Annotated in this window: 18 protein-coding genes; 11 read left to right on the top strand and 7 right to left on the bottom strand. The window is 69.2% G+C overall.

Annotated elements, in window-relative coordinates; translation table 11 throughout:
* Positions 1 to 65: 65 nt before the first annotated feature.
* The 6 genes from KUM49_RS05725 to KUM49_RS50625 all read right to left on the bottom strand — a co-directional run bounded on the left by KUM49_RS05725 (position 66) and on the right by KUM49_RS50625 (position 14,330).
* The gene (locus KUM49_RS05725) at positions 66 to 6,695 is read right to left on the bottom strand and encodes a polymorphic toxin-type HINT domain-containing protein (RefSeq protein ID WP_217235589.1); all 6,630 of its coding nucleotides are present in this window, start codon (positions 6,693 to 6,695) and stop codon (positions 66 to 68) included.
* Positions 6,696 to 7,246: 551 nt separating this feature from the next.
* On the bottom strand, positions 7,247 to 8,500 hold the full coding sequence (locus tag KUM49_RS05720; protein WP_217235588.1) for a DUF1266 domain-containing protein: 1,254 nt from the start codon (positions 8,498 to 8,500) through the stop codon (positions 7,247 to 7,249).
* A 10-nt stretch (positions 8,501 to 8,510) separates the two neighbouring features.
* Positions 8,511 to 8,813: a hypothetical protein gene (locus KUM49_RS05715; protein ID WP_217235587.1), complete on the bottom strand. Its 303-nt coding sequence runs from the start codon at positions 8,811 to 8,813 to the stop codon at positions 8,511 to 8,513.
* A gap of 23 nt (positions 8,814 to 8,836) precedes the next feature.
* Positions 8,837 to 13,393 (bottom strand): putative T7SS-secreted protein, encoded by a 4,557-nt coding sequence (locus KUM49_RS05710; protein ID WP_217235586.1) that lies wholly within the window; start codon positions 13,391 to 13,393, stop codon positions 8,837 to 8,839.
* Entirely contained in the window at positions 13,393 to 14,007 is a 615-nt protein-coding gene (locus tag KUM49_RS05705) for a hypothetical protein (RefSeq protein ID WP_217235585.1), read from the bottom strand. Before KUM49_RS05705 ends, KUM49_RS05710 begins: the two co-directional genes overlap by 1 nt.
* Positions 14,004 to 14,330, bottom strand: a complete 327-nt coding sequence (locus KUM49_RS50625; RefSeq protein ID WP_374200132.1) for an SseB family protein — start codon at positions 14,328 to 14,330, stop codon at positions 14,004 to 14,006. Before KUM49_RS50625 ends, KUM49_RS05705 begins: the two co-directional genes overlap by 4 nt.
* Positions 14,331 to 14,807: 477 nt before the next feature.
* On the opposite strand from KUM49_RS50625, the gene KUM49_RS05695 reads away from it, so the two are divergent.
* Positions 14,808 to 15,173 carry a hypothetical protein gene (locus KUM49_RS05695; RefSeq protein ID WP_217235584.1) on the top strand — a complete coding sequence of 122 codons (366 nt, stop codon included), beginning with the start codon at positions 14,808 to 14,810 and terminating at the stop codon, positions 15,171 to 15,173.
* A gap of 123 nt (positions 15,174 to 15,296) precedes the next feature.
* On the opposite strand, the gene KUM49_RS05690 is transcribed toward KUM49_RS05695, so the two are convergent.
* Positions 15,297 to 17,000, bottom strand: a complete 1,704-nt coding sequence (locus KUM49_RS05690) for a chitinase (protein WP_217235583.1) — start codon at positions 16,998 to 17,000, stop codon at positions 15,297 to 15,299.
* A gap of 410 nt (positions 17,001 to 17,410) precedes the next feature.
* Here KUM49_RS05690 and KUM49_RS05685 point away from each other — a divergent pair, with 410 nt between their 5' ends.
* From KUM49_RS05685 to KUM49_RS05640, 10 genes are all read left to right on the top strand, one after another.
* On the top strand, positions 17,411 to 18,229 hold the full coding sequence (locus tag KUM49_RS05685; protein ID WP_217235599.1) for a hypothetical protein: 819 nt from the start codon (positions 17,411 to 17,413) through the stop codon (positions 18,227 to 18,229).
* A 67-nt stretch (positions 18,230 to 18,296) separates the two neighbouring features.
* Positions 18,297 to 19,004, top strand: a complete 708-nt coding sequence (gene cpaB / locus KUM49_RS05680; RefSeq protein ID WP_217235582.1) for a Flp pilus assembly protein CpaB — start codon at positions 18,297 to 18,299, stop codon at positions 19,002 to 19,004.
* 9 nt (positions 19,005 to 19,013) lie between these two features.
* The gene (locus KUM49_RS05675) at positions 19,014 to 20,273 is read left to right on the top strand and encodes an AAA family ATPase (RefSeq protein WP_217235581.1); all 1,260 of its coding nucleotides are present in this window, start codon (positions 19,014 to 19,016) and stop codon (positions 20,271 to 20,273) included.
* Positions 20,274 to 20,275: 2 nt separating this feature from the next.
* Positions 20,276 to 20,683, top strand: a complete 408-nt coding sequence (locus KUM49_RS05670; RefSeq protein WP_254400789.1) for a TadE/TadG family type IV pilus assembly protein — start codon at positions 20,276 to 20,278, stop codon at positions 20,681 to 20,683.
* 44 nt (positions 20,684 to 20,727) lie between these two features.
* Entirely contained in the window at positions 20,728 to 21,087 is a 360-nt protein-coding gene (locus tag KUM49_RS05665) for a hypothetical protein (protein WP_217235603.1), read from the top strand.
* Positions 20,982 to 21,371 (top strand): TadE/TadG family type IV pilus assembly protein, encoded by a 390-nt coding sequence (locus KUM49_RS05660; RefSeq protein ID WP_217235597.1) that lies wholly within the window; start codon positions 20,982 to 20,984, stop codon positions 21,369 to 21,371. The genes KUM49_RS05665 and KUM49_RS05660 overlap by 106 nt, the downstream gene beginning before the upstream one ends.
* Before the next feature lie 10 nt (positions 21,372 to 21,381).
* Positions 21,382 to 22,719, top strand: a complete 1,338-nt coding sequence (locus KUM49_RS05655; protein WP_217235580.1) for a CpaF family protein — start codon at positions 21,382 to 21,384, stop codon at positions 22,717 to 22,719.
* An 11-nt stretch (positions 22,720 to 22,730) separates the two neighbouring features.
* Positions 22,731 to 23,675, top strand: a complete 945-nt coding sequence (locus tag KUM49_RS05650; protein WP_217235579.1) for a type II secretion system F family protein — start codon at positions 22,731 to 22,733, stop codon at positions 23,673 to 23,675.
* A gap of 17 nt (positions 23,676 to 23,692) precedes the next feature.
* Positions 23,693 to 24,580: a DUF5936 domain-containing protein gene (locus tag KUM49_RS05645; protein ID WP_217235578.1), complete on the top strand. Its 888-nt coding sequence runs from the start codon at positions 23,693 to 23,695 to the stop codon at positions 24,578 to 24,580.
* Positions 24,581 to 24,586: 6 nt separating this feature from the next.
* Entirely contained in the window at positions 24,587 to 25,981 is a 1,395-nt protein-coding gene (locus KUM49_RS05640; protein WP_217235577.1) for a sensor histidine kinase, read from the top strand.
* Positions 25,982 to 26,019: the final 38 nt, after the last annotated feature.

Here is a 26,019-nt window from a genome sequence, read left to right as displayed (position 1 = left end):
TCGGTGGTTCGGTTCCCTGGGGGCAGAGACATATCTGCCCCCAGGGAATGCGTGAATCAGATCAGTCAGCCCCGGCGGCCCAGCCCACGGCCGTGCCACCGGTAGTGAATCGTGCCGGACTTGTTGCCGCGCCACCAGTCCAGGTGAGCGTGACCGCCGTTACGGCACGGACCACGAAGCTGGCATGTGTAACCCCTCTGCCGCATCCTGTTGTAGTCGTTCCTCCGGGCCTTGTAGGCGCCCCGACGACTTCCGAACCATTTACTGCTCATGATCCGGCAGTTGTGAACCAGCGCCGGAGCTCCGTCGGTCTGGACGTAATAGGTGTGCGTCCCGCCGACCGTGAGGTTCCGTACCTGACGCACATCCTGATGCCGCACTGCTCCGGTGACGACCGGGGTTCTCCCGTCGGGCGCCACAAGCCGGTCCGAGGACCGCACCTTCCCGGCATCGACCCAGCCCCGCCCCTGCACATACAGGGGGTGCTCCGTGGTGGCGGTGAGCGGCTCGGTCCGTCCGTCACCGTCCGAGTCGACGGACAGGGTCACCAGGTCCTTCAGACCGTCACCGACGATGACGTCGGTGACCGGGGAGACCTTGATCTCGCCCGTGACCTCGTCGGCGGCCCGGACCAGATCGCCCTTGACCACCTCACCGATCGGCTTGGTGCTGCCGTCCGCCATCACGACCGGGGTGTCGGGCAGGAAGGAGTTCCTGCGGCACGCCCGTCCGATGGTGCGTGCCGCGCGGATGGCCCGGTAGCCGCGGTAGGCGCGGTAGCCCCATGCGGCGGCGCCGAGTCCGGGAATGAATCCGGCCGCGGTGAGGGCGATGTCCCACTTGTTGCGCCAGGCCCAGCGCTTGGCCTTCTTGAAGAACTTCTTGAAGCCCCACTTGCCGTCGAGGTCGACACAGTTGACGGGGTCGGCCATGCAGTACTCGTAGGCGTTGAAGTTGCCGCCCTGTTCCGGATCGACGGACAGGAAGCGCCCGGTGGCCGGGTTGTACTGGCGCACGCCCATGAGGGTGTAGCCGGCGACGGTCTCGCTGGAGCGCTGTTTGCCGCCGAGCCAGCCGTAGCGCACGGCTTTCTGCTCACCGCGGGGGTTGCCGTACTCGTCCGTGTCGAGGACGACGGGCGCTTCCCCCGCGTTGAGCGGGAGTTGCAGGGCGACATCGCCGTGGACGTCGGTGAACTGGAGCACGGTGTCGCCGGTGGCACTGGTGACCGCGCCGAGGTCCCCGGAAAGGGCGTCCACATTGCGGGTCAGGGCGCCGGTGGCGGTGTTCTCGATGATCCAACGGGGGTTGTCGGTGTCGCCGTCGTAGTGGTTGAGCTTGTTGTCCGTCGGCGACCAGGTCCCGCCGTTGTCGGTCTCCACCGTCCAGGAGCGGAAGCGCAGGTTGGCGTCCAGCTGCCAGGTCTGGCGCTTGCCGTTCACGGTCTGCTGGCGGACGAGGTCGTTGGCGTAGTAGCCGACGGTCGCCCCGCCGGGCAGGGTGGTGGTGCGGCCGAAGGCGTCGTAGGTGTAGCCGCTGTCGGTGATGCGGTCGGCGCTGTCGAAGGTGGAACTCCTGGTCGTGCCTCCGGTGGTCGGGCAGTCCAGGCCGGGTGCCGCGGCGGCGCTGACCAGGGACGTGCGGTTGCTGTGCTTGTCGAGTCCGTAGGTTCGACGGGTACAGACCGTCTCGACGGTGTCCTCGACGGTGGTGAGGCGCCCCACGGCGTCGTAGCGGTAGGTCTGGTCGGACCATCCGGAGTGGCTGGTGGTCTGGCCGTGGACCGATTCGGTCACCGCGTCCGACATCACGACGGTGCCGTCACTGTCACGGGTGTAGGTGCGGTCGACAGGCGCGCCGGTGGTGTCCTCCGTGACGGTGAGGGTGTAGCCGCCGGGCAGTTTCTCCGTGGTGACGGAGCCGTCCGCGTCATAGGTGGCCGAGAAGGCACCGGCGATGGAGTCGGTGGTCTTCGTGGCCAGGCCGCGCGGCTCGGCGGTGTGGTCGTAGGTGTAGGTGACGGTGGACGGAACGGTGTCGGTGACCTTGACCGGGCGGTCGAGCAGGTCGTACTCGGTGGTGGTCTTTCCGCCGTCGGCGTCGGTGTAGGAGATCTGGCGGCCGAGCTTGTCGTAGGCCCGGGTGATGGTGCCGCCCGTGGGCGACGTGGTCTTCGTCTCCTTGCCGGTGGCCGGGTCGTACTCGGTGGTGGTCTCGGGGACCGCCTGGCCGCTGCCGCCGGTGACCTTCACCGTGGTCGGGCGCCCTGCCGCGTCGTACGACGTGGCCGTGGTGCGGGTGACGCCGCCCGCGGTCTCGGTTCCCTTGGCCGCGTTGCCCCACCAGTCGTACTCGGTGGTGGTGGCCGGCAGCTGGCTGGGGTTGGAGCCGCCTCCCGTGATGGCCCCGCCGGGTCCGACGGAGCAGACCAGGTCCGCCCACTCGGGGCGGCCGGCGCAGGTGCCCGTGCCGGTGGCGGACCAGTAGGAGGTCACGACCGTGCCGGCGTCCGTGCCGGTGCTGCCGGTGTTCATGGTCTTGGCGACCCGGCCCAGGGCGTCGTACTCGGTCGTGGTGGTGATGGCCAGTCCGGCGGGGTCCTGAACGGACTTCACCGGCATTCCCCTGGCCCAGTCGTACTCCGTCTGGACGACCCGGGTCTCCGCGTGGACGGTCGGGTGCTCACGGACCTGCGCACCGGTGGTGACCTTGGTGACCTGGTCCTTGATCGTGGCCGTGCCGTCCGTGGGGCGGCCCGTGTCGTACTCGTTGACCGTCCGGGAGCGCGCGGTGACCGGGGTTCCCGCGGCGACGAGCGTCGTGGTGCCGGACTTGAGATCGGCGGTCAGATCGGCGCGCCGCAGCGGGCCGAACTCCTCCAGCTCTCGAGTGCCGGTCTCGCTGTAGAGGGAGCGCGTGGTCAGCAGCTCGGCACGCTCGGCCGTGGGCAGGGAGGCGATGCCGAGCTCCGCCTGTGCCGCGCGGTCCGCTGCGGAGACGCCCAGGGCGAGGGCCCGGTTGGCCGCCGTCAGTTCACGGACGGTGTTGCCGAACCGGTCGTACTCGGTGGTGCTGATGTGCCCGCCGGGTGTGGCGGAGTTGACCGAGCGTCCGGAGACTCCCAGATAACTGATGTCCGCACGGGCGTAGGACGACGCGCTCAGCGCGTCACCCGAGTGGGACGCGGGGACGGAGTCGGCGGGGAAGACCGCCGTCGCGTCGGCCGGGGCATCGGTCTGCCCCCATGCCTTCACCTCGCTCGCGCCCAGCTTGTAGGGGGCACTGGTACCTGTCAGCGGCACGTCGTAGACGATGCTCGTGACCGCCTCACCGGAGACGGTGTCGGCGCTGCCCTGTTGCAGAGCGGGCCGGGACGCCTTGAGCAGCATGCCCTCTCCGGCGGCGCTGCTGGAACCCGCCTTGCCGTAGGTGAAGGTCCAGGGCAGCTCTCCGGGCGGGGTGACCTTGGTGACACGGCCCGCGCTGTCGTAGGCGTACTCGGTCTTCAGCGAGGGCGTGATTTGCGGGTGCCACGTCTGACGAAGCCGGCCGGTGCCGTCGTAGAGATACATCTGTACGGACTTGGAGGTGGCCGCCGACGCACCCGGCTCGGTGGACCAGAGGCGGATCTCCTTGACCTGATCGCTGTAGTCGCCGTAGCCGGTGTCGGTGGCGGTGGTGGTCGTCGCGTAGACGAACTCCAGTGCCCGGCAGCCCTTGGTGGTCGGGGTGGCGGTGCACGTCGCGGCGGTCGCGGCGGAGGTGGGGGCGAGGATTCGCTTGGGGCGGGCCAGCTTCTTGCCGTCGACGGTGACCGTCTCGGATATCACGGTCGTGGTCGAGCCCGACAGTCCGTCCAGCAGGGTGCTGGAGACCTGCCAGGTGTCCGCCGCGGTGTCGGGCTTGGTGAACTCGGTGACCGTGCCCTCGGTGTCGGACAGGGTGAAGCTGCCGCTGACACTGCCCTTGAGGGTCTGGTCCTCCGCGCCCGGCTCGGGGACCCAGCCGGTCTTCGCGGTGTTCGCGGTGAAGTGCGTCTCCTCGTTGTCGGAGTCCACCACGACGACCGCGGTGTCCGAGATCCGGCGGATGTGCGAGTAGTCGGACTCGGTCGCCTCGGCGACCGTGCCGGACACCCACTCCTTGCCGAAGATCGGCGCCTGCCCGGTCTGGGCGGTGGCGGCGTCCGGGGTCCGGGAGGAGGCGGTCCTGCTGACGGACAGCTCGAAGAAGGAGGCGTCCGTCTGCGAGAGCGTGTAGTCGCCGGTCAGCAGGTTCACCGAGCCGGGGCCGACCTCGTCGGCGGCGGCTCCGTCCGCGGTGCGGTCGACGACCACGGTGAGGGGCTCGGTGCTGCCGGAGGCGGAGTTGGCGCCGGTGAAGTCGGCCTTGATCTGGACACTTCCGTCAGGATCGACGGTGCTCGTCGCGTTCCAGGTCAGGGGCGCGTTCTTGCCGCCGGTGAGCGGTACGGGCCAACTGGTCAGGGCGGTACCGCCGGAGGTGACGTCCGCGACGGGGATCTTCACCCAGGGGTCGGCCTCGGAGCGACGCCAGGAGAAGGACGCGGCGTTGTACTTGGCCGCGTCGGCCTCGGCGACCAGGGGCAGCCTGCGCGCGGTGCGCTCGCCCTCGCTCGGCTGGATGAAGCCACCCGGACCGGCGTGGAAGACGTACTCGACCGCCTCGGACTTGTTGTCGGCCTTGTCCACGGCCCGCACCTGGAGGGTGTGGGTGCCGTTCTTCGGCGGGGCGATGAGGATGCCCTTGTCCGCCGCCGAACCACCCGTGGAGACCTTCGTCCAGGTCAAGCCGTCCAGTGACCATTCCAGCCAGTTGTGGTCGGCAGCGGGCGGTGTGACGGTGAACGTCCCGGTCTGTCCCGCGCCCTTGACCCACTGGCCGCTCGGATAAGACGTGGAGACGATCTTCGACGGGGCAGAGGGGGCGGAGGTGTCGACCGTGAAGGTCTTCCACGCCGACCAGCCGCTGTTGTAGTGCGTCCCGTCATAAGGGCTGGTGCGGAACTTGTACGTCTTGCCGTTGCTCAGCACACCGGCCGGAACGGTCACAGGGGCAACCTGCCCGGAGGGCACGTACTTCGACACGATGACGTCGCCGACCTGCGTGTTGGTGGCGTTGTCGTAGATCTGGAAGGTGCCGTTGACCTTGTCGCCGTCGGCGTCGACGAAGGTGTCACGAAGCGTGGGCGTGGTCGTGTTCACCGTGTACGCGCCGCTGTAGGAGAAGTACGGAGGTCCGGCCTCCTGCTTCGTTCCCGTGCGCGGCCGGTAGTTGTAGTTCACGACCAGCTTCGGCGGGTTCGACGCGGCGTTGGCGGAGTTGACCCGCTTCCACTGCGCGACAACGGATTCGCTGGTGGCTCGCAGGCCCATGTGTCCGCGTGTGGCGTTCGCCGATGCCCACTCCTGGGTCAGGGTGGTCACGTCGGCGTTGATCCACCCATCGGGCTGCGTGGTGCAGGAGGTGTTGCCCCGAGTCTCGGTGGAGGTGGCTTTCTTCGTCGTCATGGTGGGGCGGTTGGTCCACCGGCTGGAGGTGGAGGCCGCGCCCGACGCCCAGACTTCCCACGGGTACGCCTTGCAGTCCACGTTGTTGCCGGAGTGGAAGTTCCACAGGGACAGCTTGGCGTCCAGCACCAGTGCGTCCTGGATCGGCGTGGTGTTCCAGGAGATGAAGGACTGCGCGGTGCGCGGTGTGCCGTCGGAGTTGGTCGTACCCGGGTTGCCCAGGTCCAGTTCGGTGTCGGACGACCAGTCGACCGTCTCGCCCTGCTGCACGTACGTGTCGAAGACGTTGGACAGCGAGGAGGTGGACGGGTCGACCGTCACCGGGTACTTGGTGTCCGGGTCAGCGAGGAACTTCGCGTCCGGGGTCACCACGAGATCGACGGAGGAACCTTTCCGCACCACCTTCATCGCCACCGGCACGCGGCGTGTGTGTTCGCCGGACCGCTTGTCGACGGTGGAGTCCCACATCACTGGCGCGGGCATGACAGCCCGTTTCTTGTCCTTCTTGTCGGTGAACAGCACGCTGCCGTCAGGCAGTTGCTTCACCTTGAGGCCCTTGGCGGTCAACGGCAGCGTGTACGCGTAGCCGTCCGCGGCGGGCTTCTTCTTGATCTCGACGTACTGCTCGAAGCCCGTACGGGTGGCCTCGACCACGACGTCCGCGCCGGGCACGGCGTTGACGTACTCCGCTCGCGTGCCATCCAGCTTCGGCTCCGGCAGGCCGCCCTTCCACTGGAGGGTGATCTGCTCACTCCCCTCCCCAAGGGTCACCAGGTCGACAGCCTTCTGCCGCTGCCCCGCCCGCAGGGACTTCGCGACCGTGCCGGTCTTCCCCGCCAGGCGCAGCCCGTTGGGGTGCGCCACCGGCTCCACGCCCTGGCCGGTCTCCCGCAGTTTCACGTCCACGGCGACCCACTTGCCGTCCCGCTCGAAGCGGACCGGCCCGGCCGACAGCTCCGTCGTCAGGCTGCCGTCCTTGTTCGCCCAGGTCTTCGACGTCTCAGTACGCTCCGAGAGCGCCTCGACCCGCTTGCCCGAGAGCCGTGCCGCCACCCTCGCCGAGGGGATGTCTGCCGCGTCGGCCGCGGTCTGCGGCTTGGGGGCCTTCGTCTGCTCCTGGGCGGGGGCCGCCAGTGCCGTGCTCTGCAGTGCGGCCGTCACCATCAGCACAGCGAGCCCGCCTGCTGTCCAGCGCAGGCTTCCGCTCTTCTCGTGCCATATCCGCCCTCTCTCCGCAGGAGAGGGTAAATCTTGCATGGGTCTCACGAATCCCCCTAGTAAACACACGTCGCAGTGGCAAACGAGGAGAGTCTAAGGAGATGTAAGGGCCATGTAAAGAAACGTCAGGGGCCGTGAAGGTGAACCCGGTCACTAGGCACTCCGCCCCGCAGATGCGCGCCCGGCGAGGTGTTGGTGACGGCGGGGGGCCAACTAGACCGCTGCTCCTGAGGATTGGCGTCGAGGCGAAGCCGCGAGAGCTGCTGCGCGGTGGTTTGCACCAACCGGCCGTGGTGGGGGCTGCTGCTGGTCGGCGGGATCAGGAGGGGTGCGCGGAGGGCTTCCCATGGGGGACCGGCCGTCCAAGCGGTACCGAACTCAGCACGTTCGCGGCCCGGTTCATGGAGGCCCGACCTTCCACCTGTCCCTCCGTCACCGCTCATCGACGCGGATGCCGGCGACGCTGCCGAGGGCGGGCGCGGCGTCGTACGGACGGCCTACCGGAAGGGAATGTTGAGCCAGGGGCTACCGGGGTCGGACATCAGGATCCGATGGGCCTCGACCATGTCGGTGTACCACTGCCCGAACTCCTCGTCGTCGAAGTGCAGGCACCGCCCGAGGATGTAGCCGGCGGAGAAGTCCTGCCACGACTTGTATGACAGGGCCGCCGTCCGGCCGGCCTCGACGACGGCGGCCTCGGCCTCCTGCACACTCCCGAACCGGGCCCCGAGCCCCCACCGGGCCATCTTCGAGGCCCGCCCGAGATCCCAGGCCTCGACGGAGCTGATGTACCGGTTCTCGTCGAGCACTCCGTCGGCGCGCATCCGAGCCTCGTAGCGAGTGATCCGTCCGATGAGGTGCTGCACCCCCGCTATCCGGGCCTCCGTCTCGGATTCGGGCCGTGGCTCGATCTTGGTGACACCGTCGGCGGTGACCACGGTCGAGCCCTCGTCCCGGGCGCGAATGACCTTGGCTGCGGCCTGACGCCAGTAACCGACGTCGACGTGTCCCCCGAAGTCACGCGCGATGGTCCGGCGCAGGCCGAGCGTGAACTCCCAGACGGAGCTGTGCGATTCACAGGCGACCAGGCCCCGGAGAGCGGAAAGCCATTCCTCCCGCGTGGTGATGCCCCACCACTCGCGGAGACGCCTGCGCTCGTTGGGATAGCCGGTGCCGTGCCAGGCCATGGCGTTCCACCAGGAACCGTTGTTGACGCAGAGGAGGGCGCCGCAGGCGAGGCCGTGGGCGACAGGTCCGCGCAACGGGCCACCGACGCTGAGCGTGCGCAGACGCAAGGAGGGTTCTGGATCGCCCTCACTTGGTGAGTACTGTGCCCAGGCCGCGGAGTGCGGCGGCGCGGCGGGGAGGAACGCCTCGCACGGGCTGCCGGGATTGACCACGATCACCGGCGGATCGGTCGGCACCCACACCCGGGCGAACCACTTGAGGGTGTTCCAGTTGAAAACCCGGTCCGGCTCCGGGGCGGGAAGCATTCCGGCGGTGTACACGGCCCAGATCGGACCGCCGGTTCGCGGATCGTGCCCGAACACCGGGCACGTCCCCCTTTCTCCGGCGTCCACCTTGTCCCGCCGTACCTCGAAGAACAACCGGTTCTCCGCGAGGGTGGCGAAGTACGCCGCCCAGTCCCCCCGCGACTTGGCGCCGAGCAGCGTCTGCTCGACGTCGCTGGGCGCGGTCCAGGCGGGCGATACGGGGGACCCGAAGTGGACGGGCGGAGGGCCGAAAGACATAGGAACATCCTCAGGAATCCGTGCCGAACTCTGAATCCAAACGTTCGGGCCAGTCACTGTGCTCGAGGCCAGAACCCACCAGGACGTCGCGAAAGTCACGGCGAGCGAATTGCACCCAGTTTAGCAACCGATCGACGTCCCCTCCTCCGCCGATCAGGGTCGCCGCAATAATCCTCTCCAACTCTGCTTGCGAAAATCCTTCGTCCTTTTCCAATCCGGACGCAAGGTCAAGAAGTAGCTCCTCGACCGCACTCCGGTCTTCCGGCGTGTAATCCTCGGAGATTCGACGCTTGATTCGATGGGTCAGCCGCATTTCGTCATCCTTGGTTGTCATATTTAGGGTTCAGGGGCAAGTAAATAGTCGCCTACTTCGATATATCCAGCATTGCGAAGCTGTTCGAGTTCTCGAACGAATACCGCTGGGCCGCCATCGGGTCCTTTGAGATAATCGGGATCCTGTGGTGATGCCAAATATACGTCCCTTTTTTCAGTGATGATCTCCTGAACCCAGGAGTCATTTACTTCTTGAGACCATCCCTTGGGCATATAGAGGACATCGTGCCCTTCCCAATCGCGAGCAATCTTGGTATCCCACCTGCGTCCAATTACGGCAATTGGTCCGTTTTTGTCTGACGGTTCCGTCCGTGAAATCTCGGGCGGACATTCATCCGGTGCGAGCCCTAGATGATCAGATGAAATCTGAGGGTTTCGAACATATGTCGAGGTGTTGGGGCTAGGTGCGAGTCCGAGGAGGTCTGGCGTCAGGTACCGCGCAGCTTCTGGCTCGTAGTAGCGGAAGTAGTTGTAGTGCAGGCCTGTTTCTGGATCGTAGTACTGGCCCGGGAAGCGGAGCGGCGTGTAGGTGGAACTGTTGGCGGCCCAGGCGGTTGTGCCCCACAGGGTGCTCCGTGTCCGCCATGCGATCTCACCCTGCTCATCGATGAGTTCGCTCGGCGTGCCGACCAGGTCGGTGACGATGGCGAAGAAGCGGGTGTCGATTTCCGTCTGTGGGGCGTCGGCGGCGGTGATGCGTTCGGTCTGGGCGATGGGGCGCAGGCCTTGGTGGTCCCAGGTGAGGGTGACCGGGTTCGGTAGGTCTGGGGATGTCGTGGTCTGTTCGCACAGGGTTGTGCCGTCCCAGGTGAAGTCCACGCGTTCGGCGACGGTTTCGCCGTCTGTGGCCAGGCGGAGTTTTGCCGTGCGGCGGCTGAGGGGGTCGTAGGTGTAGCGCCAGCGGGTGCCGTCCGGGGTCGTCACCGAGGCGAGGCGGTCCTCGGCGTCCCACTCGTAGCGCCAGGTGTCCGGTTTGCGGGACAGGCGGGTCTTCTGGCGCAGGGTGATGCGGCCGAGGGCGTCGTGTTCGTAGCGGACGTTGCCCGCGCGGGTGATGCGGGTGCCCTCGTATTCGCGTGCGCCTGTCGCCTCCCCGCCGGGATGGGTCGCAGGCCAGGAGCCTGAGGTCTGGTTGCCCGCCGCGTCGTAGGCGTACGTCTCCGTCCAGTTCGCCGCGTGCACCGCCGTCACCCGGCCTGCCGAGTCCAGGTCGAAGCGGCGCGTGCCGGAGAGCTGGTCGTCGATGCCGATCAGGTTGCCGTCGGCGCGGTACGTGTACGTGCGGGACTGGACTGTGCGACCCACCGCGCCGGTCACCGACTGGGTTGTCAGGCGGCCGAGTTCGTCGAAGCCGTGCTCCAGGGTGACTGTCTCGCCGATGTGGCGGGACAGTTCGCGGCCGGCTACGTCGTAGGTGAAGTCGATGGCCCGGCCGGAGGCCTCCATGCCGGTGCGGCGGCCCGCCGCGTCGTACGACCATGTCGTGGTCGCGCCGGTCGGTGTCGTACGGCCCGTTCGGCGGCCCAGCTCGTCGTACGTGGACGTCAGCTCACGGCCGTCGACGGTCTCTGAGCGTACGCGTCCGTAGCGGTCCCGCAGTAGCGTCAGCGTGGTGCCGTCCGGGCCCGTCGCCCGGGCGAGTTGGTCGGTCATGTCGTACGCGTACGTCGTCACCTGGCCGGCCGCGTTTTTGCGCACTACCCGGCTCAGCTCGTCGCGCTCGAAGGCCGTCACCTCGCCGAGTGCGTTCGCGCGGGAGGCCAGGCGGTCTGCCGCGTCGTACGTGTAGGTGAGTGTGCGGTCGTCGAAGTCCGTCTCCGTGACCAGGCGTCCGGCCGCGTCGTAGTCGTACGTCCAGGTCAGGCCCTGCGGGTTGGTGACCTTCGTCAGCCGCAGTTCCAGGTCGTGGTCGAACTCGTAGCGCACGCCGTCCGGGCCGGTGCGGGCCGTGAGGAGGTCGAAGTGGGTGTACTCGAAGGTCGAGACTGCGCCCATCGCGTCCGTGTGGCTGGTGCAGTTGCCCTCGCCGTCGTACGTCCAGGTCTCGGTCGTGCCGTTCGGTGCGCTGCGGCGGGACAGGTGGCCTTCGGTCGTCCACTCCAGGCGGGTCACCGCGCCTGTCGGGTCCGTGATCGCGACGGGGCGGCCGAAGGCGTCGCGTTCGTAGCGTGTGACCGCGCCGAGTGGGTTCGTGATCTGGAGGGGGAGGCCTGCGCGGTCGCATACGACGGTTGTCGTGTGGCCCAGTGGGTCGGTCGCCGAGGTCAGGTGGCCTGCCTCGTTGTAGGTGAACCAGGTGGTCTGGCCGGAGGGGGTGATTGTCGACGTGCGGTTGCCGCGTTCGTCGTACGTCTGGCGGACGATCGTGCCGTCCGGCCTGGTCACCTTCACCGGCAGGCCGAGCTCGTTGTACTCGGCCGTCGCCTGGCGTCCGTCGGGGCGAGTCAGTGCGAGGAGGTTGCCTGTCTCGTCGTAGCGAAACGTGGTCCGGTGGCCAAGTGGGTCGGTTCGGGACAGCAGGCGGTTGTAGCGGTCGCGTTCGAAGCGGGTCACCCCGCCCAGCGGGTCGGTCTCTGCCACTACTTGGCAGGCGTCGTTGACGAAGTAGCGGCGAGTGCGGCCTTCGCCAGTGGTCGCGGTGGTGACGCGCAGGCCGGTGTCCGGGTCCCTCTCGCCGTAGGAGAGGCGCAGGGCCATGTGCCCGTGTGTGCCGCCCTCGGCGATGCAGCGGTCCTGGTCGTCGTACTCGTACGTGTAGGTGCGGTTGTTGGTGTCCGTCCAGGAGGTGACGCGGCCGGACTCGTCGTACGTGAAGCGCAGCGGAAGACCCGAGGAGTTGACGACGTCGGTCAGGTTGCCGTCGGTGTAGCCGTAGCGCATCAGTACCTGGTCGGCCCCCGAGAGGCGGAGGGCCGTGACCCTGCCCGCATCTGTGGAGACGCGTACGTCGTAGCCGGCGCTTGAGACGATCCCGAGTGGGGTGCCCTCGGCGTCGTACTCGAAGGTGATCCAGTTGCCGTTGCGGTCGTCGATCTGTTCCAGGACCGCGAGGTCGTCACCGCGGTCGGCGAAGTGCCACACGCGGCGCGTCTGCGGGTCGGTGACCGTGTAGCCGCCGTCTTCGCGGTCCAGCGGCAGGCGGGGGCCGTGGCTGGGGAGCGTGGGCAGGCCGGGCGCCGGGTGCGGGTAGGCGAGGAGCAGCCCGTCCCCGGTGACGAGGACGACGCCCTCGGAGTCGATTTCGAGGCGCTGGTCGAGCGTCGAGATCCAGGACGGGCCGAACCAGCGGCCGTGGTGGCAACCCGATTCCACGCGGCGTGTGAAGACCAGGGGGAGAGCACCCGGCAGCGTCAGATCTGTCTGCGGCAGGTACATCTTCCCGGTGGTGAGGTCCACCGGGTCCGTGGGGTCTTTCCGGACCTGTTCGCGGGGATTGGCAGTGTCGTGCTCTTCGGGGCGGGTTCTCGCGGTGTCCGTTGCGGAATTGTCGGGGACCCCTTTCGCGTCATTGCGCGCTGCCCGTTCCGCTGCCTCGTCCAGTCCCTCCCTGACCGTGGTCCGCAGCCCGCCCCGCCCCAGCCCCGTCCCCTTGGTGCCGATCGCTTCGGGCAGCAGTCGGCCGCCGAACTCCAGTGGGTCCTTCTTGAAGTCCTCCCAGGCCGTCTTCACCGCGCGTTCCGGATGCGCGGCCGTGGAGATGAGGCCCGACAGCGTCATGCTGACGTTCTGGGCGAAGGCGGCCGGGTGGGTGAGGTTGTACGGGTCTATCGGGTTCAGGCCGCGGCCGAAGTTGATCAGGCCCGCGGTGCCCTTGGCCACACCACCCACGAAATGGGTCAGCTCGGTCTGGGCCGCGCCGAGCCCGTCGTCCCAGTCGGACTTCAGACGGTCGAGCGGCGGCGGCTCGGCGGGCGCGTGAGCCAGGGCGGCGCGGACGGATGACCCGGCAGTGACGGCGGCGTCGTTGCGCTGGCGGCGGGCCTCGCCGAGGATCTCCTTGGCGCGTGCGACGGCGGCCTTGTCATCGGCGTCCTTGCCCGCGTTGTAGAGGTTGATGGCGTCCCGGGCTTGGCCCTGCGCCCACTCGACGGTGTCCGCATACGCCGTCAGGGCCCTGGCCGCCTTGTCGCAGGCGTCCGCCGCGTGCAGCCACTTGACCGGATGCATGGCGAACTTCTCACGGAAGGCCTCGGCGGCCTCGCCCCTCCACGTCGAGGAGTCCAGCTTGCGCATGCCCTGGCCCACGGCGTCGAAGGCGGTACGGAAGTCCTTCAGATGGCCGGCCGTCTTCCTGATGTCGGCCGGATCACCATGGATCAGCTGCGTGGGCTGATCCGTCCGGCCGAGCTGCGCCTCGTCCGGGGTGGCCCCCAAGTCGGAAGCGATGCTGTCACCGGCCGCATCGACCGTGTCGGCCCAACCGTGGACGCCCATGTCGTCCAGACGGTCACTGACAGCGTTCGCACCCTTGTCGACGCCCTCGCCGACAAGCTTCTTGCCCGCGTCGAGGCCGTCCTCCAGCTTGCCCACAGCGGAGTTGGCGAGGTCCCCGATCCCCATCAGCCGACGTTTCCGCCCTGCCGGTTCTGCTCCCCTGCGCCGGCCTGACCCTCGGGGTTCTCCGGGCCCAGCCCCAGCGGGGCGACCGGGGACGAGGTCATCACGTCCCGACCGGCGTCCTTCCAGCCCTGCTCACTGTTCTCCCACGCCTGGCCGAAGGACTCCGCGCTGTAGTCGGGATTCGCGAGCGCGGTGTTCTCGTTCAGCTCCTGCCAGCTCATCCGCGTGACGTCGTCCTCGGAGGCGTACGGATTGCCCGTCGCCGAGTTGGCGACGATCTTCATCGCACCCTCGACGTACTGATCCGTCTCGTAGTACGTCCCCGCCGAAAGACCCACCCCCTCCGCGAAGTCGTTCCCCTCCGCGACCAGCGCCCGCACACCCCACTCCCAGCGCTCGCAGAACGACTCGAAAGCCGACGCCACCTCGCCATGCCCCAACTTCACTCCAGACAAGCGCAGTTCGGAAAAACCCCGGCCCACACCGGCAAGACTGTCGATACCGAGTTCCCTCAGCTCCTCCAACGTCAGCGTGATGCCTTTGGCGATCTCACCGAGCCCGACGGCCTGCAGATCCTTGCCGCCGCCCCCCGTCCCACCTGCGCCCCCGCTCACCGCGAACCCCTCTCGTCCATCTCCGACGGCCCCGCATCCACAGCCACCGCGTCCGGCACGACCCCCACAACGGGCGGGAACAGCACGCCCTCGTCCTCACTCCCCACATCCAGCGCCACCCCGCACGGGACACCCACCGCCGGGACAGCCACATCAAGCAACCGCGCGCCCAGAACCCGGCGGTACGCCCACTCCTGGGAACCGTCACCTCTCGCAATGGCGAACCGAGCCAGCGCCGATTCATCGGAGAAGGCGTAGATCCAACGAATTCCGGCGTAGTCCCCGGTCAGCGGAGACTCGTCTTCGGCGACCGGGAGGAGCACAGGGGTACGGCGAAACTCGCCGAGCAGTGCGGCGAACCGGCGGCGCCCGCGGGCTGCTTCGCCCTCGGATACCGGGGTGGCGGCATCGCCAATGGGCTGACCCAAGGGCTTGTCGGGGGTTGGTAACAGCCTCGATCGGTCCGCCTGCGGGGGATCTGCTTCCGTGCGACCCGCGCATCTTGCATCCGGCGGTGTCATCTCGACGTAGTCGGACAGGCGGGATCTGGGTACCTGCCTGGCTGCCGCGTCGCTTCCCCCTGGATCCGCCACGCCGGGATCATCACACCCGTATCTTGCGCGTCGCAACGCGGACACACGGACGAGTGATCAGGATGGCCGGTTGTCGGCCACGGGTGTGGCGGAGACGCTTAACTTGGCTGCTGGACGAGGTAGTTGAGGAGCCGTCCAGCAGTGCAACGGCTGTTGTGCGTCGTAAGCTCCCCCGTTGATGGCCGACGCAGCCTTGAGGGGGCGAACGTGGAACGACCGGACGACCGCGCCGCGTCCGCCCTGCGCTTCGTCTCGGAGCTTGTTGCCTGGGTGGCCACACCGTGGGCCTTGGCCGCGTACTCGTCGGTGCTTGCCGTGTTGGCGGTGGTGGTGCTGATCGGGCTTCCGACCGTCTTTTCCACGCCGGGGGACAAGGCGCAGGTGATCGTCCCGGTCCCGGGTCCGGTCACGATCCTGTTCGTGGTGCTTCAGTTCGCCGCGGCCGTGATCTCCGCGTGGGTGGTGTGGCCGGTCGTCGCAGCGGTCCTCGTGTCCCTCCTCGTCGCCGCGAGCCTCGTCACGGAGCGCCGGCGTTGGCAGTGGCTGGTCTCCAGGGATCGACGCACGGCCTGAATCCCGAACAGTCTGCGTCCGAGGCTGAGGCCGAGTAGACGTCGACCCGACCGACCCGCCCCAGGGCCGGCCGGTAGCACGCAGCACCGCCCGGCCCCAGGGCTCCCGCTCGGAAGCGGTCGGTCACGGCAGCGCGTGCACGTGTGGCCCCACCGCGTTGGACCACGCGTTCCCAGCGGCCGCGTCCCAGTTGGTCGACCAGGTCATCGCGCCCCGAAGCTCCGGGTAGGTCCGAGCCGGCTTGAAGGAACCGCAGCCCGTCCCCTTCGTCAGGCAGTCCAGCGCGCTGTTCACCACGGAGGGCGCCACGTATCCACTCCCCGCGCCGCTCGGTGAGGCCGGCACTCCCAGGCCCACCTGTGACGGAGCCAGTCCGCCCTCCAGCTGGATGCAGGCCAGGGCCGTCAGGAAGTCCACCGAGCCCTGGCCGTACACCCTGCCGTCGCAGCCCAGCATGGAACCGCTGTTGTAGTACTGCATGTTGACGACCGTGAGGATGTCCTTCACGTTCAGGGCGGTCTGGAAGTACGCGTTGGACGTGGACTGCATGTCGATGGTCTGCGGTGCCATCGTCAGGATCATCGACGGCCCCGCCTTCGCGGACAGCGCCCGCAGCGCCTGCGTCATGTACGTCGCGTTGAGGCCGTTCTCCAGATCGATGTCGACGCCGTCGAAGCCGTACGTCTGCATGAGCGCGTACACCGAGTTCGCGAAGTTGGTCGCGGAGGCCGAGTCGTTCACCGACACCGCTCCCCGTTCGCCGCCCACCGAGACGATGACCTTCTTCCCGGCGGCCTGCTTCGCCTTCACGTCCGCCTTGAACCGGTCGACCGTGTAGCCGCCCAGCCCGGCGGAGTCGAGGGTGAAGGTCACCGCGCCCGGTGTCGCCGTGGCGTCCGCGAAGGCCACCGCGATGATGTCGTAGTGGGACTGGACGTCCGAGAGCTTCTGGACCGTCGCGCCGTTGTTGAAGTTCTGCCAGTACCCGGTCACCGCGTGCTTCGGCAGCGAGACGTCACCGCCGCCCGGAGACGCCGTGGTCGTGCCCGTCACCGTCGCCGACTTCCCGGACTCTCCCGCCGCGTTGGTCGCCGTGACCTGGAAGGAGTACGACGTCGAGGCGGCGAGTCCTGTCACGGTCGCGGACGTTCCCGTCACCGCCGTCACCTTCGTGCCGTTCCGGTAGACGTGGTAACCGGTGGCGCCCGAGACGGTGCTCCACGACAGGGAGACCGACGAGGACGAGGTCCCCGACACCGACAGACCGCTCGGCGCCGCCGGGATCGTGGGCGCCGGATCCCCGCCGCCGCCCCCGTCCGGCCCGAACACCGACACGTCGTCCGCGAAGTACGCCGCCTGCCCGTACCAGCCGTGGGTGTACACCGTCACCGCGGTCGTCGACGCGCCCGTCGTGAACGACGTCGACAGCTGCTTCCACGACGAGGAGTCCGGCGTCCATGTCGACACGTCCGTCGTGCCCGTGCCCGTCGCGCCCAGGTACGCGTACCCGCCCTGCACCCACGCCCTCAGCGTGTACGTCGAGTTCGGCTTCACCGCCACGGTCTGGGTGCACCGGGCGTTGTCCTGCCCGGCCGGCGTCGCCTTCAGCGCGGCCGAGCCGCCGTGTGCCGGTGCGGAGACCGTCGTACCGCTGCCCGCGGAACAGGTCCAGCCGGTCAGTCCCGACTCGAAGCCGGCGTTCCTCGCGTTGTTGACGTCCGCGGCGGACGCCGGGCCTGCGCCGGCCACCGCGAGGGCGAGGGCTGCGGCGACGGCTCCGGAAAGGAGCAGGCGGATGCGTCTGGGTATGCCTGGTACGGGGTCCACTGGGGCCTCCGGTGGGGGAGAGGGACGGAGAGGACGACGGTGGCCACCGTTGGCGTACAAGTTGGTCCAGACCAATTCGCCTGTCAAGGGGTCGCGAGAGGTCGCGAGAGGTCGAGAGGGGTCGAGAGAGGGGGCGGGAGGGTGTTGTCGCCGGGTCAACTCGCCCTCGTAGTAGATGATCTCGTGGCACATGCACCCCATCTGGACTGAAATAGCCCCCTTTTGCACTCCCGACAGGACCAGGAAGTCACAGAAACGCTGTTCTCCGGTCACAGGGGCGTGGATACAGTGCTCAGGTAGTCACGCAGTGAAGTCGACTGGGTGCGCCGGGGTAGGGCCGGGCGGGCCGACAGGCATGGGGATTCGGGGAGCTGCGCGTGCCAACTGCCATCGCCGTGACCAGTGCCGACATGGCGCTGCCGCCGCAGGACGATCGGACCATGCCCGCCGCGGTCCTGTCGGGCCTGGACACCGAGCCGCTCGACCGGTCGCTCGAGGTCCTGCAGTCGCTGATCGACCAGCACGGGCATGTGATCGTCGTGTGCTCGCACGCGGTGCCGCAGCAGACGCAACGGCGGCTGCACACCGTACGGTCGCTGCTGGAGAGCGACCGCATCGCCCTGTTCCGTCCCGAACTGCCGCCACTCGGACTCGCCGTCCTGGCACGCCAGTTGCGACAGCTCGCCTCCTGCGACCTGAGCCCGGGCGTGCTCGCCTCGGCGGGCCGGCTGCTCACCCACTACATCCACGCCGGGGCGCTCCTCGGCTCCGTGGCCAAACTCGACCGGGTCCCGGTGGGGCTGAAGTCGCACGCCAAGTCCTGGGTGCCGGGCAGCCAGTTCGCCGTGCTCGCCCATCCGCAGCCTCAGCTCGAGCGGATGGGGCCCGGGGCCACCCTCGCGGGCCCGGAGTTCGCCACCTCGATGCTGGTGGCCAGGGGGCAGCTCCAGTCCGACTGGGTCAACGACTCGCTGGCCAAGGCGTGGAACGTACAGGGGCTGCGCGAGAGTCCGCTGCCGGCCGAGTCCGCGCAGTGGTGGGGGACCGGCAGGCTGATCGAGTTCTGCACCTTCCTTCCCGATCTGTCGGTGCTTTACCAACTGGTCACCTCGGTACGGCAGAACACCTGTCACTGGTGCGGCATCGACGTCATCGGCGACCGCTGCGTCTTCTGCTCCGCCACCGCGCCCGTGTCACCTGTTCGCGAGAACCAACTGCCCGCCGGGTAACGCCTCGGAGGCCGACCCCGCACCCCCGACTCCGCTCGACCGAACCCCCAATGAGGTTGCACGGTTCATGAACTCCCGTCAGCGCCGCGGCGTGATACTCCTGCTCCTGTCGGTCCTGTGCGCCCTCGGCGCCTTCGCCGGCGTGCTGTCCGTCATCAACGACGTGAAGTCCAAGGTCGGGCCCGAGGTCACGGCGTACCGGCTGAAGTCCGAGGTCAAGCCCTACACCAGCCTCTCCACGGGCCAGTTCGAGAAGACCGAGATGCCCGAGCGCTGGCTGCCGTCCACCGCGGTCACCGACCTCGCCCAGATCCGCGGCAAGATCGCCGTCACCACGTTGAAGGCCGGGTCCCTGCTGCAGAGCGACATGATCGTCGACCAGCCCGCTCTGCAGCCCGGGCAGCAGGAGGTCGCCATCATGATCGACGCGGCGACCGGGGTCGCGGGCAAGATCACGCCGGGTGCGACGGTCAACGTGTACGCCACGTTCGAGGGACAGCGGGAGGGTGACCCCGCCCAGTCCAAGATCATCGTGACCAACGCCAAGGTCCTCGACGTCGGCAGGCTGACGGCCCTCAAGCCCGACGAGAGCGACCGCACGCGGCAGGAGACCGATGCCGTCCCGATCACCTTCGCGCTGACCACCGTCGACGCCCAGCGCATCACGTACGCCGAGTCGTTCGCCGAGGAGGTCCGGCTCGCGCTCGTCGCACCCGGCACCGACACCACCGTCCCGGAGAAGGACCGCACCTACGAACTCGCCAAGGACAAGTGAGAGGCCGCCATGCCCACGAGGATCCTCCCGGCTGTCGGCGACGCGGACGCGGCCCGGTCCATCACGACCCTCCTCAGCCAGCTCCCCGACGCCGAGCCGGTGTCCCCGGTGGTCGACTCCACGCAGCTCATCGACACCCTGGCCCGCCTCGCCGCCGAGTCGATCGACGAACTGCCCGAGGTGGTCGTCGTCCACGAGCGCATCGGGCCGGTGCCCGCCCTGGAGCTCATCCGTGAAGTCGCCCTCCGCTTCCCGGCCGTCGGCGTCATCCTCGTCACCTCCGACGCCAGCCCCGGCCTGTTCCAGGCGGCGATGGACTACGGCGCCCGCGGCCTGATCGCCCTGCCCCTGGGGTACGAGGAGCTGGCCATCCGGGTGCAGGCGGTCGCCCAGTGGTCGGTGGGAGTACGGCGTCACCTGGGCGCCGGCGGTGACGTGTTCACCGGCGTCGGCGGGACCGTCGTCACGGTCAGCGGCGCCAAGGGAGGCGTGGGCGCGACCCTCACCGCCATCCAACTCGCCCTCGCCGCACAGGCGTCCGGCCGCAGTACGGCCCTGGTCGACATGGACCTCCAGGCCGGCGACATCGCCTCGTTCCTGGACGTCCAGTTCCGCCGCTCGGTCGTCGACCTGGCCGCCATCACCGACATCTCCCCGCGCGTCCTCGCCGACGCCGTCTTCCGCCACGACACCGGCCTCGCGCTGCTGCTCGCCCCCGGCGAGGGCGAACGCGGCGAGGAGGTCACCGACCGCGCCGCCCGTCAGATCGTCAGCGCCCTGCGCTCCCGCTACGACGTCGTCATCGTCGACTGCGGCTCCCAGCTCGGCGGCGCGGGCGCGGCCGCCGTGGAGATGGCCGACACGGCGTTGCTGGTCACCACGCCGGACGTGGTGGCGGTCCGGGGCGCCAAGCGCACGGTACGCATGTGGGACCGGCTGCAGATCCGCAAGGCCGAGGAGACGACCGTCGTCGTCAACCGCCACACCCGCGGTACGGAGATCCAGCCCCCGCTGATCCAGAAGATCACCGGTACCCCCGTCGCCGGCACCGCGATCCCGGCCAACTTCAAGGAACTGCAGGGCGCGGTGGACGCCGGCCGCCTCCACGAACTGGACAACAGAAGCACGGTGAAGCAGGCCCTCTGGGGCCTCGCGGGCGAACTGGGGCTGGTCAAGGGGTCCGAGGCGCCCGGCCACCGCGCGGGCCGGCTCCGCGGCGGCGACCGGACGGCGATCGGCTTCCGGCGGCGCAGAGAACTGGGGAGGTAGCGATGCGCCACGGCATGCGCCCTCCCGGACGGAGACGTCCCGCCTGGCGGAACGACGACGGCCAGGTCACCGTCGAATTCCTCGGCATGACCCCGCTGATCATCGTCACACTGGTGCTGATGTGGCAGTTCGTGCTGCTGGGATACACGTACACGCTCGCGGGGAATGCTGCGGACGAGGCGGTGCGGGCGGCGACGGCGGTGCCGGAGGGGGAGCGGCAGGGCGCGTGCGTGCAGGCGGGCATGGACAAGCTCCCGGACGCGTGGAGCGGCACGGTGGAGTGCGGAACGGCCGGCGGCTATGTCACGGCCGACGTCACGCTCCAGGTCCCCGTCCTCTTCCCGGGCTCGATCGGCTTCCCGTTCGAGGTCAAGGGCCACGCGGGGGCCGTGGAGGAGGTGAAGGACTGAGATGTCGTACGACGGGACAGAGCAGGTCGGCGACGGTCGCCACCGTGACGGACGGGTCCGGGATGGCGACCTCCGTGACGGACGGGTCCGCGACGGTCGTCTGCATGACGGGCAGGTCCGGGAAGATCGCCTCCGTGACGGACGGATCGGCGAGGATCCCCTGCGTGACGGACGGGTCCGCGATGGCGACCTCCGTGACGGACGGGTCCGCGACGGTCGCCTCCGTGACGGACGGGTCCGCGACGGTCGCCTACGTGACGGACGGGTCCGCGAAGGTCACCTCCGCGACGGACAGGCTCTGGAAAGTCGCCTCCGCGACGGACGGGTCCGCAACGGCCGCCCCCGCAGAGCCCGCGACCGTGGCCAGGTCGCCCTCGAATACCTCGGGTTCATCCCGATCCTGATCCTCGTGGCGATGGCCGGTGTCCAGATCGGGCTCATCGCCTACACCGCCCAGCAGGCCGGCACGGCGGCCCGGGCCGGAGCGCGCGCCGCCTCGCTCGACCTGGGCGCCCAGGAGGGCTGCCAGAACGCGGTCAGCGGCTGGCTGGCGGACCAGACCGACTGCTCCGCCGCGCTCGGCGCCGACGAGGTCACGGTCACCGCCACCGTCCAGATCCCGTCCATCGTCCCCGGCTGGGACTTCGACCCCGCCCAGAAGACCGCCACCATGCCGGTCGACCACTGAGGAAACACCCATGAGCCTGCGGTCACGCATCAACACCCCCGAGGAGAACGGCAGCCGGGGCGAGGACGGCCACCTGGTCGCCTCCTACCGGGCCAAACTGCTGGAGGAGATCGACCTCGCGGAGATGAGCTCGCTGGCGGCGGCCGAGCGCCGGGCCCGTCTCGAGCGGGTGCTCGGGCACATCATCAGCCGTGAGGGCCCGGTCCTGTCGACGGTGGAGCGCTCCCAGCTGATCCGCAGGGTGGTCGACGAGGCGCTGGGCCTCGGCATCCTGGAACCGCTCCTGGAAGACGCGTCGATCACCGAGATCATGGTGAACGGCCCGGACTCGATCTTCGTCGAACGCGGCGGCCGGGTCGAGCAGTTGCCGCTGCGCTTCCCCTCCCACGACCAGTTGATGCAGACGATCGAGCGGATCGTCTCCACGGTCAACCGGCGGGTCGACGAGTCCAACCCGATGGTCGACGCCCGCCTGCCCTCCGGCGAGCGCGTGAACGTGATCATTCCGCCGCTGTCCCTCACCGGCGCCATCCTCACCATCCGCCGCTTCCCCCGCTCCTTCACGCTCCAGGAACTGGCGGGCTTCGGCTCGCTCGACGACCACATGCTGTACCTGCTGGCGGGCCTGGTGCAGGCGAGGTTCAACATCATCGTCTCGGGCGCGACCGGCACCGGGAAGACCACGCTCCTGAACGCCCTGTCCGGGCTCATCCCCGACACCGACCGCATCATCACCATCGAGGACTCGGCCGAACTCCAGCTCCAGCAGCGCCACGTGGTCCGGCTGGAGTCGCGCCCGCCGAACGTGGAGGGCCAGGGCCGGGTCACCATCCGTGACCTGGTCCGCAACTCGCTGCGGATGCGACCCGACCGGATCGTCGTCGGTGAGGTCCGCGGCGGCGAGTCCCTGGACATGCTCCAGGCGATGTCGACGGGCCACGACGGCTCGCTGGCCACCGTGCACGCCAACAGTGCCGAGGACGCGCTGATGCGGCTCAAGACCCTGGCGTCGATGTCCGAGGTCGAGATCCCCTTCGAGGCGCTGCACGACCAGATCAACAGCGCCATCGACGTGATCATCCAGCTGACCCGGTTCGCCGACGGCGTCCGCCGCATCACGGAGATCGCCCTGCTCGACAGCCACGGCAGCGAGCCGTACCGCATCGCCACCGTCGCCCGCTTCACCGCCCAGCCGATGGCGGCCGACGGCCGGATCTACGGCCGGTTCGAGTACTTCCCGATCCCGCGCCGCACCGCCGACCGCCTCTACATGGCGAGCCAGCCCACGCCCCAGGCCTTCGGCGTGGCCCAGTCCGCAGACCAGCTAGCCACCCGAGTAGCCAGGTAGGAACGACCCCCATGGATCTCCAGAGTCTCGTCACCCTCACCACCGGCATCGCGCTGCTGACCTGCGTACTCGCCGTCTTCGGCGTCCACACCTACGCCAAGGGCAGGGCACAGCGGGCCGCACTCGTGGAACGCCTCGCGGCGGCCGGCCAGATACCGCTCACCGGCCGTCGGCGCCACTTCCGCAACCTGGACCGCCGGCTGCGCCGGATGAAACTCGGCCGGAAGCTGGAACTCCGCCTTGCCGCGACCGGCCTGGACATCACACCCGGCGAGTTCTTCGCCGCGATGCTCGCCGCGGTCGTCGGCCTCTGGCTGATCGGCCAGGCCACGCTGGCCCCCTTCTTCGGGCCGATCGCCGGACTGCTGGGGATCTGGGCGGCGGTCCAGTTCCTCAACTGGCAGCGGCAGCAACGCATCGAGAAGTTCATCAACCAACTCCCCGAAATGGCCCGCATCCTGGCCAACGCGACCCAGGCCGGACTGGCCCTGCGTACGGCGATCGGGATGGCCGCGGACGAGCTGGAGGCCCCGGCCGGCGAGGAACTCGCCAAGGTGGCCAACCAGCTGGCGGTGGGCGCCACGCTGGACGACGCGCTGGGCGAGATGGCCGAACGACTGCCGTCCCGCGAACTGGTCGTCCTGGTCACGACCCTGGTCCTGTCCAACCGGGCGGGCGGCCAGGTGGTGAGCGCGCTGCGCAACCTCACGGAGACGCTGGAGGAGCGCAAGGAGACCAGGCGCGAGGTCCGCACCCAGCTGTCCCAGGTGAACATGACCTCGTACGCCGTCCCCGTCCTCGGCGTGGGCTCGCTCTTCCTCATGAACGGCGTGAAGGACGGCGCACTGGACCGCATGACGGGCTCGCCGGTCGGCCAGGGGGCGGTCATCGTCGCGTTCGCCCTGTACGCGGTGGGCTTCATCCTCATCCGCCGCCTGTCCCGCATCGACGTCTGAGCGGCGGAGGATCACCCATGGCACTCCTGCTCGCCCTGCTGATGGGCCTCAGCGTCTGGGGCGTCTTCGCCGGCATCCGCATGTACCGGGCCGACGCCAAACTGCCCAGCGACCTCGCGCTGGCCCTGGAGGTCGGCGCCACCCGCACCGGCGCGGTCGACTCACTGATCGACCGCATGGGCATGCGCTACGCCCCCGCGGTCCTACGGCTGATGGGCCCCAAGCAGGTCGCGAAGTACCGCCGCAAGATAGACCTCGCGGGCAACCCCGGCGGCCTGACGATCGACCGCTACGCGGCCCGCCGGGCGGTCTACGGCTTCCTGGGCGGCGTCGGCTTCCTGGTCTTCCTGCTCCGGGGTGACCTCCTGGTGGCCCTGTTGCTGCTGGCCTTCGGCGCGTTCTGGACGGAGGTCGGCATCTGGTCGGCCATCCGGATCCGCAAGGACGTCATCGAGCGGACCCTGCCGGACTTCCTGGACGTGCTCGCGGTGGTGGTGAGCGCGGGACTGGGCTTCCGGCAGGCACTCGACCGGGTGGCGTCGAAGTACGAGGGACCCTGGGCCGACGAACTGCGCATCACCCTCCGTCAGATGGACCTCGGCATGAGCCGCCGCCAGGCCTTCGCGGAACTGCGCCGGCGCAACGACTCCGAGCAGGTGGCGATGTTCGTCACGGCCCTGCAGCAGGGGGAGGAGCTGGGCGCGCCGATCGTCGACACCCTCGTCTCCCTGGCCAAGGACATGCGCCGCACGGACGCCCAGAACGCCCGCCGCAAGGCCGCCCGCGCGGTCCCCAAGGCCACGATGATGATCACGACGTTCATGGTCCCGGCCACGATGATCCTGCTGGGGGCGGGCCTGCTGCTCGGGTCGGGCACGGACTTCGGGTCCATTACGGGGGAGTAGGGGGGCATGTTGACGCTGAGGAGGCCGGGGCGGGAGACGAATCCCTCCGCGGCGGCGATCGGACGCGCGAGCGCCGACGGAGACCAGGCCCCACCGGGGGCCCACCTCGACGCACCCGCACTCTCCGTCCAGGTGAACGCCCTCCAGGCCCTGTGCCGCCAGGTCTTCGGCTTCCGCCTCGCCATGATCGCCCTCGCCGCCCCGGCCGCCCTCCTCAACGCCAACCCCGGTCTGGGCGTCCGCCTGGTCGGCGCGGCCGTGGTGGTCACCTTCATGACCTCCTACGCCCTGTTCAGAGACTGGGAACGCTTCGGGCCCCTCCTCCTGCGCCACCCCACCCTCCTCGCGGCCGACACGCTCCTCGGCTCCCTGCTCCTGATCTCCGCGGGCCCGGACACCACCCTCGCCTACGTCAGCGTCTGCACTCCCCTCCTCGCCGGCCTCCTCTACGGCTGGCGAGGCGCAGCCGTCTTCGCGTCGGTCCAGTCGCTGCTCCTCCTGCTGGTCTACGCGACTCTCCAGGACGGTCCTCACCTGGGCCCGGCGGAGCGGCTGCTCCTGCCCGGACTCTGCGTCATCACGGGCGCCGTGGGCTCCACCCTGCGCAACCTCATGCTCCGCTTCGGCACCGCGACACAGGCGCTGGCCACCGTCAGGGCCCGCCTCGCCGTCACCGAGGCGGTCGGCGCCGAACGGGCCCGTCTGGCCCGCGAGATGCACGACTCCGTCGCCAAGACCCTGCACGGCGTGGCTCTCGCGGCGGACGGCCTGGCCCACTCGGCGGGCTCGGCGGACATGGACCCGGCCCGGGTGAAGCAGCAGGCCGAACTGGTCGCCCGCGCCGCCCGCCGCGCCGCCGCCGAGTCCCGCGAACTCCTCACCGACCTGCGCCGCGAGTCGGACCCGGCCCACTCCACGGACGTACTGTCCGAACTGGCCGCCCGCACCGAGGACTTCGGCACCCGTACGGGCCTCCCGGCCACCTACCACCCCACGGGCGAGGGGGGCACAGAGCCGCTCCTCGTCCCACCCGCCGTGGCCCGGCAACTCCTCACCATCGCCACGGAGGCCATGGAGAACGCCCACCGCCACGCCTGTGCGACAGGCGTGGAGGTGCACGCCGGCGTCCACGGCGACCTGCTCCGCATCGGCGTGTACGACGACGGACGCGGCCTCCCCCCGGACACCACCCTCGAACACCTCCGCAGATCCGGCCACTTCGGCCTGGTCGGCATGGTTGAACGCGCGGCGTCGGTGGGCGCCCGAATCGACATCGGCCGGGGCGCCCATGTGAGGGGCACGGAGGTCCTGGTGGAACTCCCCCTGGAAGCCGTGACCCGGAACCGGCCCGTACCCCCCAGCCAACCCCCCGCCAATCCCCAGCCAACCCCCACCCCTTGAGAGGAGGCCGAAAGATGCCGGACCAAGAGACGTCACCC

It is taken from the genome of Streptomyces sp. AC555_RSS877 (assembly GCF_019049245.1).
In the GTDB taxonomy this organism is placed as follows: Bacteria; Actinomycetota; Actinomycetes; order Streptomycetales; family Streptomycetaceae; genus Streptomyces.
This window is presented reverse-complemented; position numbering and strand designations above follow the sequence as displayed.

What these genes read in the sequence shown, in the direction of transcription:
- KUM49_RS05685 (WP_217235599.1), top strand. Translation starts at nt 17,411, where the DNA reads ATGGCGCTGCCGCCGCAGGACGATCGGACCATGCCCGCCGCGGTCCTG.
- KUM49_RS05675 (WP_217235581.1), top strand. Translation starts at nt 19,014, where the DNA reads ATGCCCACGAGGATCCTCCCGGCTGTCGGCGACGCGGACGCGGCCCGG.
- KUM49_RS05710 (WP_217235586.1), bottom strand. Translation starts at nt 13,393, where the DNA reads ATGGGGATCGGGGACCTCGCCAACTCCGCTGTGGGCAAGCTGGAGGAC.
- KUM49_RS05645 (WP_217235578.1), top strand. Translation starts at nt 23,693, where the DNA reads ATGGCACTCCTGCTCGCCCTGCTGATGGGCCTCAGCGTCTGGGGCGTC.
- KUM49_RS05720 (WP_217235588.1), bottom strand. Translation starts at nt 8,500, where the DNA reads ATGTCTTTCGGCCCTCCGCCCGTCCACTTCGGGTCCCCCGTATCGCCC.
- KUM49_RS05715 (WP_217235587.1), bottom strand. Translation starts at nt 8,813, where the DNA reads ATGCGGCTGACCCATCGAATCAAGCGTCGAATCTCCGAGGATTACACG.
- KUM49_RS05655 (WP_217235580.1), top strand. Translation starts at nt 21,382, where the DNA reads ATGAGCCTGCGGTCACGCATCAACACCCCCGAGGAGAACGGCAGCCGG.
- KUM49_RS05640 (WP_217235577.1), top strand. Translation starts at nt 24,587, where the DNA reads ATGTTGACGCTGAGGAGGCCGGGGCGGGAGACGAATCCCTCCGCGGCG.
- KUM49_RS05725 (WP_217235589.1), bottom strand. Translation starts at nt 6,695, where the DNA reads ATGGTGACGGCCGCACTGCAGAGCACGGCACTGGCGGCCCCCGCCCAG.
- cpaB (WP_217235582.1), top strand. Translation starts at nt 18,297, where the DNA reads ATGAACTCCCGTCAGCGCCGCGGCGTGATACTCCTGCTCCTGTCGGTC.
- KUM49_RS05650 (WP_217235579.1), top strand. Translation starts at nt 22,731, where the DNA reads ATGGATCTCCAGAGTCTCGTCACCCTCACCACCGGCATCGCGCTGCTG.
- KUM49_RS05670 (WP_254400789.1), top strand. Translation starts at nt 20,276, where the DNA reads ATGCGCCACGGCATGCGCCCTCCCGGACGGAGACGTCCCGCCTGGCGG.